At 68.1% G+C, this 13,630-nt stretch carries 14 protein-coding genes; 4 read left to right on the top strand and 10 right to left on the bottom strand.

What is annotated here, in order from left to right; genetic code table 11:
- The first annotated feature begins 21 nt into the window (after nucleotides 1-21).
- Complete coding sequence (locus tag HMPREF2716_RS03360; RefSeq protein WP_031799850.1) at nucleotides 22-819, top strand: FkbM family methyltransferase; 798 nt, start codon at nucleotides 22-24, stop codon at nucleotides 817-819.
- Between the two features lie 26 nt (nucleotides 820-845).
- On the opposite strand, the gene HMPREF2716_RS03355 is transcribed toward HMPREF2716_RS03360, so the two are convergent.
- The 3 genes from HMPREF2716_RS03355 to HMPREF2716_RS03345 form a co-directional block, all read right to left on the bottom strand.
- Entirely contained in the window at nucleotides 846-1,640 is a 795-nt protein-coding gene (locus HMPREF2716_RS03355) for a thymidylate synthase (RefSeq protein WP_003110588.1), read from the bottom strand.
- 208 nt (nucleotides 1,641-1,848) lie between these two features.
- Nucleotides 1,849-2,649 carry a prolipoprotein diacylglyceryl transferase gene (lgt, locus tag HMPREF2716_RS03350; protein WP_003112963.1) on the bottom strand — a complete coding sequence of 267 codons (801 nt, stop codon included), beginning with the start codon at nucleotides 2,647-2,649 and terminating at the stop codon, nucleotides 1,849-1,851.
- Between the two features lie 9 nt (nucleotides 2,650-2,658).
- Entirely contained in the window at nucleotides 2,659-3,462 is an 804-nt protein-coding gene (locus HMPREF2716_RS03345; protein ID WP_003110587.1) for a sulfite exporter TauE/SafE family protein, read from the bottom strand.
- Nucleotides 3,463-3,583: 121 nt separating this feature from the next.
- Between HMPREF2716_RS03345 and HMPREF2716_RS03340 the strand changes: the two genes are divergently transcribed.
- Complete coding sequence (locus HMPREF2716_RS03340; protein ID WP_003112962.1) at nucleotides 3,584-4,339, top strand: NRDE family protein; 756 nt, start codon at nucleotides 3,584-3,586, stop codon at nucleotides 4,337-4,339.
- Between the two features lie 3 nt (nucleotides 4,340-4,342).
- Here HMPREF2716_RS03340 and HMPREF2716_RS03335 read toward each other — a convergent pair whose 3' ends face one another.
- From HMPREF2716_RS03335 to HMPREF2716_RS03325, 3 genes are all read right to left on the bottom strand, one after another.
- On the bottom strand, nucleotides 4,343-5,380 hold the full coding sequence (locus tag HMPREF2716_RS03335) for a sensor domain-containing diguanylate cyclase (protein WP_003084406.1): 1,038 nt from the start codon (nucleotides 5,378-5,380) through the stop codon (nucleotides 4,343-4,345).
- Nucleotides 5,381-5,498: 118 nt separating this feature from the next.
- Entirely contained in the window at nucleotides 5,499-7,778 is a 2,280-nt protein-coding gene (ptsP, locus tag HMPREF2716_RS03330) for a phosphoenolpyruvate--protein phosphotransferase (RefSeq protein WP_045107930.1), read from the bottom strand.
- 22 nt (nucleotides 7,779-7,800) lie between these two features.
- Nucleotides 7,801-8,280, bottom strand: coding sequence for an RNA pyrophosphohydrolase (locus tag HMPREF2716_RS03325; RefSeq protein ID WP_003084400.1), 480 nt, complete (start codon nucleotides 8,278-8,280; stop codon nucleotides 7,801-7,803).
- Between the two features lie 203 nt (nucleotides 8,281-8,483).
- Here HMPREF2716_RS03325 and HMPREF2716_RS03320 point away from each other — a divergent pair, with 203 nt between their 5' ends.
- Entirely contained in the window at nucleotides 8,484-9,137 is a 654-nt protein-coding gene (locus tag HMPREF2716_RS03320) for a histidinol-phosphatase (protein WP_003110585.1), read from the top strand.
- Between the two features lie 49 nt (nucleotides 9,138-9,186).
- Nucleotides 9,187-10,428 carry an MFS transporter gene (locus HMPREF2716_RS03315; RefSeq protein ID WP_031643146.1) on the top strand — a complete coding sequence of 414 codons (1,242 nt, stop codon included), beginning with the start codon at nucleotides 9,187-9,189 and terminating at the stop codon, nucleotides 10,426-10,428.
- Here HMPREF2716_RS03315 and HMPREF2716_RS03310 read toward each other — a convergent pair.
- The 4 genes from HMPREF2716_RS03310 to ilvA all read right to left on the bottom strand — a co-directional run.
- Nucleotides 10,401-10,868, bottom strand: a complete 468-nt coding sequence (locus tag HMPREF2716_RS03310; protein WP_003158448.1) for a DUF2269 family protein — start codon at nucleotides 10,866-10,868, stop codon at nucleotides 10,401-10,403. The genes HMPREF2716_RS03315 and HMPREF2716_RS03310 overlap by 28 nt on opposite strands.
- On the bottom strand, nucleotides 10,865-12,136 hold the full coding sequence (locus HMPREF2716_RS03305) for an SDR family oxidoreductase (RefSeq protein ID WP_003158447.1): 1,272 nt from the start codon (nucleotides 12,134-12,136) through the stop codon (nucleotides 10,865-10,867). Before HMPREF2716_RS03305 ends, HMPREF2716_RS03310 begins: the two co-directional genes overlap by 4 nt.
- Nucleotides 12,137-12,186: 50 nt before the next feature.
- A complete protein-coding gene (locus tag HMPREF2716_RS03300; RefSeq protein ID WP_003112958.1) occupies nucleotides 12,187-12,654 on the bottom strand; it encodes a DUF2269 domain-containing protein in 468 nt (155 codons plus the stop codon).
- 119 nt (nucleotides 12,655-12,773) lie between these two features.
- Nucleotides 12,774-13,630 (bottom strand): threonine ammonia-lyase, biosynthetic (ilvA, locus tag HMPREF2716_RS03295; RefSeq protein ID WP_070621812.1); only part of this gene is annotated, 857 nt, incomplete at its 5' end.

Raw genomic sequence — 13,630 nt, 5'->3', positions numbered from 1 at the left:
GATCGCCCAAGAGGTAGGCCCATGCCCTTCGTTTCCTACGCGCAGAACCTGGAAGACGTCCGACTCTGGCGGGCCCTGAAACTCTTCCCCAGGGGGTTCTACATCGACGTCGGCGCCAACCACCCGCGGATCGACTCGGTCACCCTGGCGTTCTACGAGCGCGGCTGGCGCGGCATCAACATCGAACCGCTGCCCCACCTGCACCGCGAGCTGGAGCGGGAACGGCCGGAAGACCTCAACCTGAACCTCGCCATTGGCGAGCGCGAAGGCCGCGCCACGCTCTACGAGATGGCCGCCTCGGGTCTCTCCACCCTGGACCCCGAGCTAGCCCGCCAGCGCCAGGCCGAGGGCTGCACAGCCACCCCGCGCGAAGTGATGGTCAGCACCCTGGACGCGATCTGCGCGGCCCATGTCGAAGGGCCGATCCACTTCCTCAAGATCGATGTCGAAGGGCTGGAAGGCGCGGTGCTCCGCGGCCTCGACCTGAACCGCTGGCGCCCGTGGCTGATCCTCGCGGAAACTCCGTTCGACCACGACCCCGAGTGGAAAGCGCCGCTGCTCGCCGCGGGCTACCGTTTCGTCCACTTCGACGGCCTCAACGGCTATTACCTGGCGGAGGAACAGGCCCGCCTGGAAGGCGCCTTCGCGCTACCGCCGAACCTGCTGGACAACTTCCAGCTCTGCCATGGCCATGCCATGAGCCATCCGGTCGCTCCTCTGGAGCAGGCCCTGGAACAGGCGCTGCAACGCGCAGAAGATGCGGAGCGGGCTTTGCGGGACTGGCGCGCGCTTCCCTGGTACCGTCGCCTGTTCGGTTGAGCGGAGCCGACGGCTCCGCCGAAGGGTCAGACCGCGACCGGTGCCTTGATGTGCGGATGGGCCTCGTAGCCGACCAGCTCGAAGTCCTCGAAGCGGAAGTCGAACAGATCCTTCACCTCGGGATTCAGCTTCATGCTCGGCAACGGCAGCGGCTCGCGGGTCAACTGCAGGTCGGCCTGCTCCAGGTGGTTGGCGTACAGGTGGCAATCGCCGCCGGTCCAGATGAACTCGCCCGGCTGCAGGCCGGCGACCTGCGCCACCATCAGGGTCAGCAGGGCATAGCTGGCGATGTTGAAGGGTACGCCGAGGAAGATGTCCGCCGAACGCTGGTAGAGCTGGCAGCTGAGTTTGCCGTCGGCGACGTAGAACTGGAACAGCGCGTGGCAGGGCGGAAGGGCCATCTCGTCGATCAGCGCCGGGTTCCAGGCGGAGACGATCAGCCGGCGCGAGTCCGGATTCTTCTTCAGCATCGCCATCAGGTTGGCGATCTGGTCGATGTGGCGGCCGTCCGGCGCCGGCCAGGAGCGCCACTGGTAGCCATACACCGGGCCGAGGTCGCCGTTCTCGTCGGCCCACTCGTCCCAGATCGAGACGCCGTGCTCCTTGAGGTAGGCGATATTGGTGGAGCCCTTGAGGAACCACAGCAGCTCGTGGACGATCGACTTGAGATGGCACTTCTTGGTGGTCACCAGGGGGAAGCCCGCGGCCAGGTCGAAGCGCATCTGGTGGCCGAACACGCTATAGGTGCCGGTGCCGGTGCGGTCGCTCTTGAAGGTGCCGTGCTCGCGCACGTGGCGCATCAGGTCGAGGTACTGTTTCATCGGAGGCTCGGATCGATATCGGTGCGGCGCCGACGTGGCGGTTCCCACCGAGGGATGACAGAAGGATGGCCAAGTCTACGGCGACGGGGCCGGCATCGCCAGTTCGGCGCGACCGGCGCAAGCCATGCGCGCCCTGGCGCGGAAAGCCGGCTGCCCGGAGCGGATGACGCCTGCGACGTTATCCACCCCGGGCATGGGAAGCAGGCCCTCAGGCCGCCTTCGGCTGCGCCGCGTCGCGGCGGTAGGCCCAGACCATCAGGGCAATGCCGGCCAGCACCATCGGTACGCAGAGCACCTGGCCCATGGTCAGCCAACCCCAGGCGAGGTAGCCGAGCTGGGCATCCGGCACGCGGACGAATTCGACGACGAAGCGGAAGATCCCGTAGCACAGCACGAACAGGCCGGAGACCGAGGCGGTCGGCCGTGGCTTGCGGGTGAACAGCCAGAGGATGACGAACAGCGCCACGCCTTCCAGGGCGAACTGGTACAGCTGCGAGGGATGCCGCGGCAGCGGGCCGCCGTTGGGGAAGACCATGGCCCAGGGCACATCGCTGACCTTGCCCCACAGTTCCGAGTTGATGAAGTTGCCGATGCGCCCGGCGCCCAGGCCGATGGGCACCAGCGGGGCGATGAAGTCCATCAGCTGGAAGAAGCTCTTGCCATGGCGCTTGCCGAACCACCAGACCGCCAGCATCACGCCGAGCAGGCCGCCATGGAAGGACATGCCGCCTTTCCAGACCTCGAAGATCAGCGTCGGGTTGGCGATGTACTCGTCCAGGTTGTAGAACAGCACGTAGCCCAGGCGGCCACCGAGGATCACGCCGCAGGCGACCCAGAAGACCAGGTCGGAAAGGCGCTCCTTGGTCCAGGTCGGGTCGAAGCGCTTCATCCGGCGCGACGCCAGCAGCCAGGCGCCGCCGATCCCGATCAGGTACATCAGCCCGTACCAGTGGATCTTCAGCGGGCCGATGGCCAGCGCAACCGGATCGATCTGGGGATACGTCAGCATCGATAACTCCTACGACAGAAAAGCGAGATCGGGGGTCAGGAAACTTATGCCCACGCTGAACAGCAGCAGGGCGAACAGTCGCTTGAGTACGCGCGGCGACAAACGATGCGCCAGGCGCGCGCCGAAGCGGGCGAACAGCATACTGGTGGCGGCGATGCCGACCAACGCCGGCAGATAGACGTAGCCCAGGCTCCACTCCGGCAACTGCGGGTTGTGCCAGCCGACCGCGATGAACGACAGAGCGCCGGAAATGGCGATAGGAAGGCCGCAGGCCGAGGAAGTCGCCACCGCCTGCTGCATCGGCACGCTGCGCCAACTGAGGAAAGGCACGGTCAGCGAACCGCCGCCGATGCCGAAGATCGCCGAGGCCCAGCCGATCACCGCGCCGGCCAGGGTCAGGCCGCCCTTGCCGGGCACCTCGCGGCTACCCTTGGGCTTGAGGTCGAGAACCATCTGCAAAGCGACCAGGATGGCGAACACCCCGATTATCTTCTGCAACAGCGGCCCCTTGATCTGCGCCGCGGTCAGCGCGCCGAGGGCACTGCCGATGAGGATGCCGAGGGTCATCCAGGCGAACACCGGCCAGCGCACCGCGCCGCGCCGATGGTGTTCGAGAATGGAATTGATCGAAGTGAAGACGATGGTCGCCAGGGAGGTGCCGACCGCCATCTGGGTCAGGACGTCGCCGCCGAAACCGTGCGCGGTGAAGCTGAAGACCAGCGCCGGGACGATGATCAGGCCGCCGCCGACGCCGAACAGTCCGGCCAGCACGCCGGCACAGGCGCCCAGCACGATATAGAGGAGAAACTCCATGCACGCCCCCGTTGGAAAGCCGGCATGGTAACGGAATTGCGCGCCGTGCGGCAGGCGTCGTGCTTGAACGGCGATGGCGGATGCCTTTAGCCTGACGGCCAGCCCATCCCAAGGATCGCGCATGTGCCTGATCGTCTTCGCCTGGCAACCGGGGCACGCCCTGCCGCTGCTGGTCGCCGCCAACCGTGACGAATTCTATGCCCGCCCGAGCCTGCCGCTGGCGGCCTGGGAGGACGCCGAGGGGGTATTCGCCGGACGCGACCTGGAGGCCGGCGGCACCTGGCTGGGGCTCGGCCCGGCCGGCCGTTTCGCCGCCCTGACCAACGTCCGCGATCCGTCGCAGGCTCTCGGCAAGCGCTCCCGTGGCGAACTGGTGGCGGACTTCCTGCGCGGCGGCGGCAACCCGGCCGACTACCTGGCGCAGGTCGCCGGGCGCGCCGCGGACTATTCCGGCTTCAACCTGCTCATTGGCGATCGCCATCAGCTCTGGCACTACAACCCCCGCGTAGGGCCACCGCGCCTGCTACCGGCGGGGATCTACGGGCTGTCCAACGCGGCCCTCGATACGCCCTGGCCGAAGCTGCTCAAGGCTCGCGCCGCCCTCGCCGAGCGGCTTGCCGAGCCGCATCCGCAGGCCCTGCTGGAGCTGCTGGCCGACGCAGCGCCGGCCGCCGACGGCCAGTTGCCGGATACCGGCGTGGGTCTGGCCACGGAACGCCTGCTCTCCAGCGTGTTCATCGCCAGCCCGAGCTACGGCACTCGCGCCAGCAGCGTCGTACGGGTACACGCCGACGGCACGCGGGAGATGATCGAGCGCAGCTTCGGGCCGTCCGGCGCCCGGCTCGGCGAGGTCAGCCTGGTGCTGCCGCCAGGCTGACCTTCAGCAACAGGCCACGCAATCGCGACGCTGCTTGGCCCGATAGAGGGCGTCGTCCACCCGGCACAGCAGCAGGTCGAGGGTCTCGCCATCATTCAGCACGCCGACGCCAAAGCTGGCGGTCAACCGCTCGCCCATCTCGAAGGACTGCGAGCGAACCCGCTGGCGCAGGCGTTCGGCCAAGGCCGCCGCGGCCTCCAGGCCGGTTTCCGGGAGCAGCAGGATGAACTCCTCGCCACCCCAGCGCGCCAGCACGTCGACCTCGCGCAGCTCGCTGGCAACCAGGCGGCCGAAGGCGACCAGCACGCGATCACCGGTGGAGTGGCCGAACAGGTCGTTGATCCGCTTGAAGTGATCGACATCGATCATCACCAGTGCCGTCGCGCGTCCATGGCGCTGCCGGCGCATCCATTCATGGTGCAGGCACTGCTCGAACTTGCGCCGGTTGTACAGCTCGGTGAGCGGATCGATTTCGCTCAGGCGCTGGGCCTCGGCCATCTTCGAGGCCAGCGCCTGGTTGACCCGGTGCAGCGCCTCGGTGCGCTCGGCCACCAGGTCCTCGAGACGCCGGTTCCAGTCGAACAGTTCCTCGTTGCGCTGCTGCAACTCCAGCTCGACCAGCTTGCGCTGATGGATCTCGTGGTGCGCACCGATCATCCGCCGTGGCTCGCCGCGCTCGTCGAACTCGACGAAACGCCCGCGATCGCTGATCCACAGGTAATCCCCGCTGTAGGTGCGGCAGCGGTATTCCTCGCAGTATTCCGGGCTTTCGCCGTCGAGGTAGGCCTGGAAGCTGGCCATCACCCGCGGATAGTCCTCGGGATGGATGATGTTCTTCCAGGTCTCCACGCTCTCCGGCAGGCTATGCGGCGGATAGCCGAGCATCAGGTACCAGCCGGCGCTGCGGCTGACCTGGTTGGTCGCGATGTTCCAGTCCCAGATCCCGTCGCTGACGATCTCCAGGGCATATCGCAGGGTTTTCTCAAGGTCTTCGCGTGACAGCGGAAGAAGACCTGGCGGCTTCGACGCCCGTTCGTCCATTTTGCGGCAATCCCTCGCACGTTCGACTGGCCAGTGGCCTCTACCGAATGGCAGGCAGTCTATACGCTTGCGGGGAAAGCGTAAGCGCCGCACGACGAAGCGTCCGGCGCGCGGGAAATCAGGGCTGGACGGTAGCCGCCGGGTTGATCACGCGACCCAGGCCGAGGTTGCGCAACGCCAGGTGCAGCGAGCTGTGGATGACCTGCGGGTTGTCGAAGGTGAGCAACTGGCCGAGCAGGTCCCGGGCCTTGTCCAGGGTGATCTGGCGCAGCAGCCACTTCACCTTGGGCAGGTTGGTGGCGTTCATCGACAGGCTGTCGAAGCCCATCGCCATCAGCAGCACGGCAGCCGCGGGATCGCCGGCCATCTCGCCGCAGATGCTCACCGGCTTGCCTTCCAGGTGGGCATCGTCGACCACCTTCTTCAACGCATGCAGCACGGCCGGATGCAGGTAGTCATAGAGGTCGGCGACCCGCGGATTGTTGCGGTCGACCGCCAGCAGGTACTGGGTCAGGTCGTTCGAACCGACCGAAAGGAAGTCGACCTGGCGGGCCAGCTCGCGGGTCTGGTACACGGCGGCGGGAATCTCGACCATCATGCCGATGGGCGGCATGGCGATGTCCACGCCCTCGTCGCGCACCTCGCCCCAGGCGCGGTGGATCAGGTGCAGGGCCTCTTCCAGCTCGTGGGTGCCGGAGATCATCGGCAGCAGGATGCGCAGGTTGTCCAGTCCTTCGCTGGCCTTGAGCATGGCGCGGGTCTGGACCAGGAAGATCTCCGGGTGGTCGAGGGTGACGCGGATGCCGCGCCAGCCGAGGAACGGGTTGTCTTCCTTGATCGGGAAGTAGGACAGCGCCTTGTCGCCGCCGATATCCAGGGTGCGCATGGTCACCGGCAGCGGGTGGAAGGCACTGAGCTGCTCGCGGTAGATCGCCAACTGTTCCTTCTCGCTGGGGAAGCGGTCGTTGATCATGAACGGCACTTCGGTGCGGTACAGGCCCACTCCCTCGGCGCCACGCTCCTGGGCGCGGGCGACATCGGCGAGCAGGCCGGTGTTGACCCAGAGCGGCATGCGGTGGCCGTCGAGGGTCTCGCAGGGCAGCTCGCGCAGGGCCGCCAGGCCCTTGCTCAGCTCGCGCTCCTCGGCGACCACGTCGCTGTACTGGCGCACCAGCTCGGCGGAGGGGTTGGTGTAGACCTCGCCGTGGTAGCCATCGACGATCAGGTCGATGCCGTCGACCTTGGAGTACGGCAGGTCGACCGCCCCCATCACCGTGGGGATGCCCATGGCACGGGCGAGGATCGCCACGTGCGAGTTGCCCGAGCCGAGCACCGAGACCAGGCCGACCAGGCGCCCTTCCGGCACCTCGCCGAGCATCGCCGGCGACAGCTCCTCGCTGACGATGATGGTCTGTTCCGGGTAGGTCAGGTTCTGCTTGCGTTCTTCCTGGAGGTAGGCGAGCAGGCGGCGACCGATGTCCTTGACGTCGGAGGCGCGCTCGCGGAGATAGGCGTCGTCCATCAGCTCGAAGCGCTGCACGTGCTCCATCACCACCTGGCGCAGGGCGCCCTGGGCCCACTGGCCGGTACGGATGATGCGCTTGACCTCGTTGCCGATGGAGGCATCGTCGAGCATCATCAGGTAGACGTCGAACAGCGCGCGTTCTTCCTTGCGCAACTGGCTGGCGAGCTTGCTCGACAGCGCGCGCATGTCGGCGCGAACGCCCTCCAGGGCCTGCTTGAACAGGGCGATCTCGGCGTCGATGTCGTCGACCTGCTTGTCCGGCACCACTTCCAGGTCGGCCGGCGGCAACACCACCACCGCCTTGCCCACCCCGACCCCGGGGGCGCCGGGCACGCCGACGAACTTGGCTTCCTGGATGCCCTTGCCGAGCTTGCCCAGGCCGCGGATCGAACCGGTCGCCTCGGCATGCGCGATGACCCCGGCGAGCTGGGCGCTCATGGTGACGAGGAAGGCCTCCTCGCCTTCGTCGAACTGGCGGCGCTCCTTCTGCTGCACCACCAGCCCCCCCATCACCCGCCGATGGTGGATGATCGGCGCGCCGAGGAACGACGCGTAGCGCTCCTCGCCGGTCTCGGCGAAATAGCGGTAGCGCGGGTGGGCGGCGGCGTTCTCCAGGTTGAGCGGCTCCTCGCGGGTGCCGACCAGGCCGACCAGGCCTTCGCTGGGGGCCATGCTGACCTTGCCGATGGAACGCTTGTTGAGGCCTTCGGTGGCCATCAGGACGAAACGCTGGGTCTCGGTGTCGAGCAGGTACACCGAGCAGACCTGGGTACCCATGGCTTCCTTGACCCGCTGCACGATGATGCCCAGCGCCGCCTTCAGATCCTTGGCGGAGTTCACTTCCTGGACGATCTTGCGCAGCGTGTTGAGCATGCTCGGGGCCTTGTCTCCGTGTTCAGTCCCGCGCCAGAAGGCGCGGGGCCAGTTCCTTCAGGGCGCGGCGGTAGACCTCGCGCTTGAAGGTCACCACCTGTCCCAGGGGGTACCAGTAACTCACCCAGCGCCAGCCGTCGAACTCGGGCTTGCTGGTGATATCCATGCGCACGCGCGCCTCGTCGGACATCAGCCGCAGCAGGAACCATTTCTGCTTCTGGCCGATGCACAGCGGCTGGCTGTGGGTCCGCACCAGGCGCTGCGGCAAACGGTAGCGCAGCCAGCCGCGGGTGCAGGCCAGGATGCGCACGTCCCCGGCCTCCAGCCCGACTTCTTCGTTCAATTCGCGATACAGCGCCTCTTCCGGCGTTTCGCGATCATTGATGCCTCCCTGCGGGAACTGCCAGGCTTCCTGATTGATACGCCGCGCCCACAGCACCTGCCCCGCCTCGTTGGCGAGAATGATGCCGACATTCGGGCGAAAACCATCGGAATCGATCACGCTGGGACATCCTCGAAATCGCATGTGCCCGCATTGTTCCATAAAGCTTGTGATAGCGGCAACGCGCGGCTTTGCGACTCGTGCGGGGAGGATACAGGGCCGGCAAAAGCCGGTAGGCTAGGGGTTTTCCCAAGGCCCGGTGGGAGCCTTCGCAAAAGGCTCTCGCGGCCCTCCCACCACCCGCCAACCGATGGAGTCACCCCGTGCGTCTGGCCCTTTTCGATCTCGACAACACCCTGCTCGCCGGCGACAGCGACCATAGCTGGGGCGAATGGCTGTGCCAGCGCGGCCTGGTCGACGCCGCCGAATACCAGGCGCGCAACGACGCCTTCTATGCCGACTACGTGGCCGGCAAGCTCGACGTCCTTGCCTACCAGGCCTTCACCCAGGCGATCCTCGGTCGCACCGAGATGGCCCAGCTGGAAACCTGGCACCGCCAGTTCATGCAGGAAGTGATCGAGCCGATCGTGCTGGCCAAGGGCGAGGCGCTGCTCGCCGAGCACCGCGCCGCCGGCGACCGGCTGGTGATCATCACCGCCACCAACCGCTTCGTCACCGGCCCGATCGCCGAACGGCTCGGGGTGGAGACCCTGATCGCCACCGAGTGCGAGATGCGCGACGGCCGCTACACCGGGCAGACCTTCGACGTGCCCTGCTTCCAGGGCGGCAAGGTGGTGCGCCTGCAACGCTGGCTCGACGAGAACGGCCTGGACCTGGAAGGCGCCAGCTTCTACAGCGACTCGCTGAACGACCTGCCGCTGCTGGAAAAGGTCAGCCGGCCGGTGGCCGTCGACCCCGATCCGCGCCTACGCGCCGAGGCGGAAAAACGCGGCTGGCCGATCATTTCCCTGCGTTGACCCACTGACAAGCGCGCCGTCCGACGGGCGGCGCCACGGCGGCCCCAGGATGCCCCACACAGCCCCCGCTCCCGGCTCGCTGCGGCCGGTCGTGATCGTCGCCCTGGTCACCGCGCTATGCCTGGCCGGCGATTCGATGCTTTATATCGCCTTGCCGATCTACTGGCACGAGGTCGGCCTGGAGGCGCTCTGGCAGGTCGGCGTGCTGCTGTCGATCAACCGCCTGATCCGCCTGCCCTTCAATCCGCTGATCGGCCGCCTGTACAAGCACCTGGCACTGAAGACCGGCCTGCTCCTGGCGGTCGTCATCGGCGTGCTGAGCACCGCCGGCTACGGCCTGGCCAGCGGTTTCCTGGCCTGGGTGCTGCTGCGCGGACTGTGGGGGATCGGCTGGTCGTTCTTCCGCATCGGCGGGCTCTCGGCGGTGGTCTACTGCGCCGCCGACCACCAGCGCGGCCGCGCCATGGGCCTGTACAACGGCCTCTACCGCCTGGGCAGCCTGGTCGGCATGCTGCTCGGCGGGCTGCTGGTGCCGGTCCTCGGCCTGCCGGCGCTGGCGCTGTCCTTCGCGATCCTGGCACTGCTCGGCCTGCCGCTGCTGGCGAGGGGTTTCGACCTGCCGGAGAGTCCCGCCGGACATGCGCGGACCTCCGCCGCAACGGCAGCCACCAGCGTCGCCAGGCGCCCGCCGCCGCGCGGCCTGGTGATCCTCAGCGGCTTCGCCACCGCGCTCCTGATCCAGGGCGTACTCGCCGCCACCCTGAGCGCGCTGATCGCCCGCAGCTTCGGCACCGAGGTCAGCCTGCTCGGCCTGGCGCTCAGCGCCGCCGGCCTCTCCGGGATCATCCAGGCCCTGCGCTGGTCCTGGGAGCCCTGGCTGGCCGGGCGCTTCGGTGCCTGGTCGGATGGCCCGCGCGGGCGTCGGCGCTTCTACGTGGCTGCGCTACTGGTCGGCGCAATGGGCTTCGGCCTGCTTTCCAGCAGGCTGCCCATTCTCGCCTGGCTGGCCATCGCCCTGCTGGTGATGCTGGTCGCCACCGCCCTCACCACCCTGACCGACGCCCTCGCCGCCGACGTGGCCCGCGCCGGCGACGTGGTCGGTTTCATGACCCGCTACTCCATCGTCCAGGACCTCGGTGCCGCGCTGGGCCCGGCCCTGGCCTTCCTCCTGCTGGAGCGGCCCGGCGGCTTCGCCTGGTTGTACTGGGGCGGCTCCCTGGCGCTCCTGGTCCTGGCGTTGCTCTGGTTGCGCCGAGCGGACTCTCAGACCGGCTTGTTGACCATCAGGTAGAAGATGACCATGAAGGCGATGAAGGCCGGCCAGCCGAGGATGAACCAGGCGTTCATGTAGCGGTACGCCAGCGGTTCGATGGGCCGCGCCTCGCGCAAGGCCGCCTCGGCCATGTCGCGTACGCGGATCTGCAACCACACCACCGGTAGCCAGCAGAGCCCGGCGAACACGTAGAGGCCCAGGCTCCACAGCAACCAGCCCTGGGCCAGCGACCAGCCGGCGACATGCACCATGGCCAGGCCGCTGAGCGGCTGGAACACCGCGGTGGTGGCGATGAACAGCCAGTCGGCGGCGACCAGGTGGCGGAAGGTCACCGCGATCACCGGCAACTGCCCGCTGCGCCAGGCGCGCAGGGCGTAGTAGGCCGACCCCAGGCCGGTGCCGAAGAGAATGGTCGAGGAAAGGATATGCAGGGTCTTCAGCAGCAGGTAAAGGTTCATCCACGGGCCTCCCTGGCTCGAGGTTCGTCGCCCAGCAGCCAGAGCGTGGCCACCATCAGCACGATGTTCTTGCCGACCGCCATGTAGGGGTCGTACCAGTAGTGCGGCAGGATCAGGCTGATCGCCAGGCTGTAGCCAAGCATCAGCCAGAACTGTGCCAGCAGCGCGCGCCGGCGCCAGCGGCGGAGCAGCAGGCCGACGCCGAGCGCGCCGTCGAGCAGGGCCCCGGCGATCACCGCCAGGCTCGCCGGCCAGCCGTGGATGCCGGCCTCGCCGAGGATCCGCAGGCCCCAACCGTAACCCGGCCCCAGGCAGGCGACCAGGGTACCCAGCCAGATCAGCACCAGGGCCGCCAGCATCAGCGGCCGCATCAGCGCCGCCAGGCTGCGTGCCGCCTGCGGCCAGCCGAGCAGGCGACTGGCCAGCGGCGCGCAACGATAGCCGCAGGCCGCATCGAGGAGTGCCGGGTCGGCCAGGTTGTCGTGGCGCACCAGCTTCAGCATCGATGGACTCAGTGTCCGCCAGCCAGCACGCCGGCCAAGCCCGCCCAACGCATCGAGAAGCGCCGCGGGCGGCACCGCATAGCGGCCGCGCGGCCAACCCTGGGCGCGGCGCAGCTCGTCCAGCAGCTCGCCCTGGGTCAGCGCCTGCGGACCCACCAGCGGAATCACCTGCGCCCGCTCCGGCCAGCGGCGCAGCAAGGCCAGCACCGCGCCGACCAGGTCCTCGACATGCAGCGGTTGCAGGCGCGCGCGATTGTCCAGCAAGGGAATCAGCGGTAGCGGCGACAGGCGTTCCAGCCAGGCGCTGCTGGCGCCGCCCGGCCCCAGCAGCAGGGACGGGCGCAGCACCAGCGCCGGGATGCCCAGTTCCAGCAGGTGGCGGTCGGCCGCCGCCTTGCTGGCGAGGAAGGCCACGTCCGGGTGCGCACCGGCGCCCAGCGCGGAAATCTGCAGGACCTTCGCCCCATGGGCTGCAGCGAGGTCGAAGAGTGTTCGCGCGCCGCTGTCCTGGACGCGAGCCATGCTCGCCTCGTCGAGGCTCATGGTGCCGGCGGCATTGATCAGCAGGTCGACCCCGGCGGGCCAGGCGAAGCTGTCCGGCCTTTCCGCAAGCCGCTCCAGGTCGAGCGCCAGCCAGCGTACGCCGGCAGGCGCATCGACCGGCGGGCGGCGCGCGGTGAGGAGCAGTTCGTGTCCGGCGGCGAGCAGCGCCGGGAGCAGGTGCCGCCCGACGAAACCTCCCGCGCCTACCAGCAGAATACGCATGCGTTCCTACAGAACCGGCGAAGGCCGGTGAAGTCCATTTCGTTGGCGTTTCAGAGCGGCTTGCTGACCATCAGTACCGCCACCGCGATGAAGCTGGCCGCACCGAGCAGGGCCATGACCAGGCCCACCTTGATCTCGCGCAGGGTCTGCTCGCCCAGCGCGGCCCCCGCCGTCTCGGCGGCGCCGGCCTGGTGCTGGACCCGCGCCAGGCGGCCGGCGAGGACCAGCCAGAAGATGCAGCCGAGCAGATAGAGGCAGGCGCCGAACAGCAGCCAGCTCTGGCCCAACGGCCAGCCGGCCAGGTGCACCAGCCACCAGCCGCTGACCGGCAGGGCCAGCAGGCTGAGCCCCAGCAGCGGCCAGCCGATCAGGCGGACCCGCTTGAAACCGCGCGCGACCCGAGCCGCGTCGCCCGTCCGCCAGCTGCGCCAGGCGTAGAACGCCAGGCCGAGCAGGCCGCCGAACAGCAGCACGGTGGCGACTCCGTGGAGAATCTTGATCTGGAGAAAATGTTCCATCAGCGCATCCTTGTCCGTGTTCCCGGCCCGTTTGAGGGGCCGGGGGCGGGCTCAGTTCCCGAGGAAGGAGATCACCTGCCCGTGAAGCTTAGCAGCCCGTGTCGGCGAGCCGCCGCGGGTCAGCCGAGGAACAGCTGGTAGGCCGGGTTGGCGGTCTCGTCCCAGTACGGATAGCCGATCGCCTCCAGGGTCTGCGGGATCAGGTGGCGCTCGTCTTCCGGCACCTGCAACCCGGCCACCACCCGGCCGTCGGCCGCGCCATGGTTGCGGTAGTGGAACATCGAGATGTTCCAGCGCCCGCCGAGCTTGGTGAGGAAGTTGAACAGCGCGCCGGGCCGCTCGGGGAATTCGAAGCGGAACACCATCTCGTCGCTGACTTTCACCGCATGGCCGCCAACCATGTGGCGGATGTGCAGCTTGGCCAGTTCGTTGTCGGTCAGGTCGAGGACCGGGAAGCCCTTCTCGCGCAGATAGGCCACCAGCGCCTCGCGCGGGTCGTTCTCCGGGTGGGTCTGCACGCCGACGAAGATGTGCGCCTCGCTGCCGCTGTGGTAGCGATAGTTGAACTCGGTGATCTGGCGCTTGCCGACCGCCTCGCAGAAGGCCTTGAAGCTGCCCGGCCGCTCGGGAATGGTCACCGCGATGATCGCTTCGCGGCGCTCGCCCAGTTCGGCGCGTTCGGCGACATGCCGCAGGCGATCGAAGTTGACGTTGGCGCCGGAGTCGATCGCCACCAGGGTCTGCCCCTCGGCGCGCTCGCGCTCGACGTACTTCTTGATCCCGGCCACCGCCAGCGCGCCGGCCGGCTCGGTGATCGAGCGGGTGTCGTCGTAGATGTCCTTGATCGCCGCACAGATCTCGTCGGTGCTGACGGTGATCACTTCGTCGACGTGGTCCTTGCAGATGTCGAAGGTGTGCTGGCCGATCTGCGCCACCGCCACGCCGTCGGCGAACAGCCCGACCTGGCCCAGCACCA

It is taken from the genome of Pseudomonas sp. HMSC076A11, assembly GCF_001810205.1.
Taxonomy (GTDB): domain Bacteria; phylum Pseudomonadota; class Gammaproteobacteria; order Pseudomonadales; family Pseudomonadaceae; genus Pseudomonas; species Pseudomonas aeruginosa.
The sequence above is the reverse complement of the archived record's forward strand: the minus strand, read 5'-3'. Positions and strand labels throughout refer to the sequence as shown.

Bases quoted from the DNA above. Each gene is read 5' to 3' on its own strand.
- HMPREF2716_RS03360 (WP_031799850.1), top strand. From the start codon at position 22: ATGCCCTTCGTTTCCTACGCGCAGAACCTGGAAGACGTCCGACTCTGG.
- HMPREF2716_RS03355 (WP_003110588.1), bottom strand. From the start codon at position 1,640: ATGAAACAGTACCTCGACCTGATGCGCCACGTGCGCGAGCACGGCACC.
- lgt (WP_003112963.1), bottom strand. From the start codon at position 2,649: ATGCTGACGTATCCCCAGATCGATCCGGTTGCGCTGGCCATCGGCCCG.
- HMPREF2716_RS03345 (WP_003110587.1), bottom strand. From the start codon at position 3,462: ATGGAGTTTCTCCTCTATATCGTGCTGGGCGCCTGTGCCGGCGTGCTG.
- HMPREF2716_RS03340 (WP_003112962.1), top strand. From the start codon at position 3,584: ATGTGCCTGATCGTCTTCGCCTGGCAACCGGGGCACGCCCTGCCGCTG.
- HMPREF2716_RS03335 (WP_003084406.1), bottom strand. From the start codon at position 5,380: ATGGACGAACGGGCGTCGAAGCCGCCAGGTCTTCTTCCGCTGTCACGC.
- ptsP (WP_045107930.1), bottom strand. From the start codon at position 7,778: ATGCTCAACACGCTGCGCAAGATCGTCCAGGAAGTGAACTCCGCCAAG.
- HMPREF2716_RS03315 (WP_031643146.1), top strand. From the start codon at position 9,187: ATGCCCCACACAGCCCCCGCTCCCGGCTCGCTGCGGCCGGTCGTGATC.
- HMPREF2716_RS03310 (WP_003158448.1), bottom strand. From the start codon at position 10,868: ATGAACCTTTACCTGCTGCTGAAGACCCTGCATATCCTTTCCTCGACC.
- HMPREF2716_RS03305 (WP_003158447.1), bottom strand. From the start codon at position 12,136: ATGCGTATTCTGCTGGTAGGCGCGGGAGGTTTCGTCGGGCGGCACCTG.
- HMPREF2716_RS03300 (WP_003112958.1), bottom strand. From the start codon at position 12,654: ATGGAACATTTTCTCCAGATCAAGATTCTCCACGGAGTCGCCACCGTG.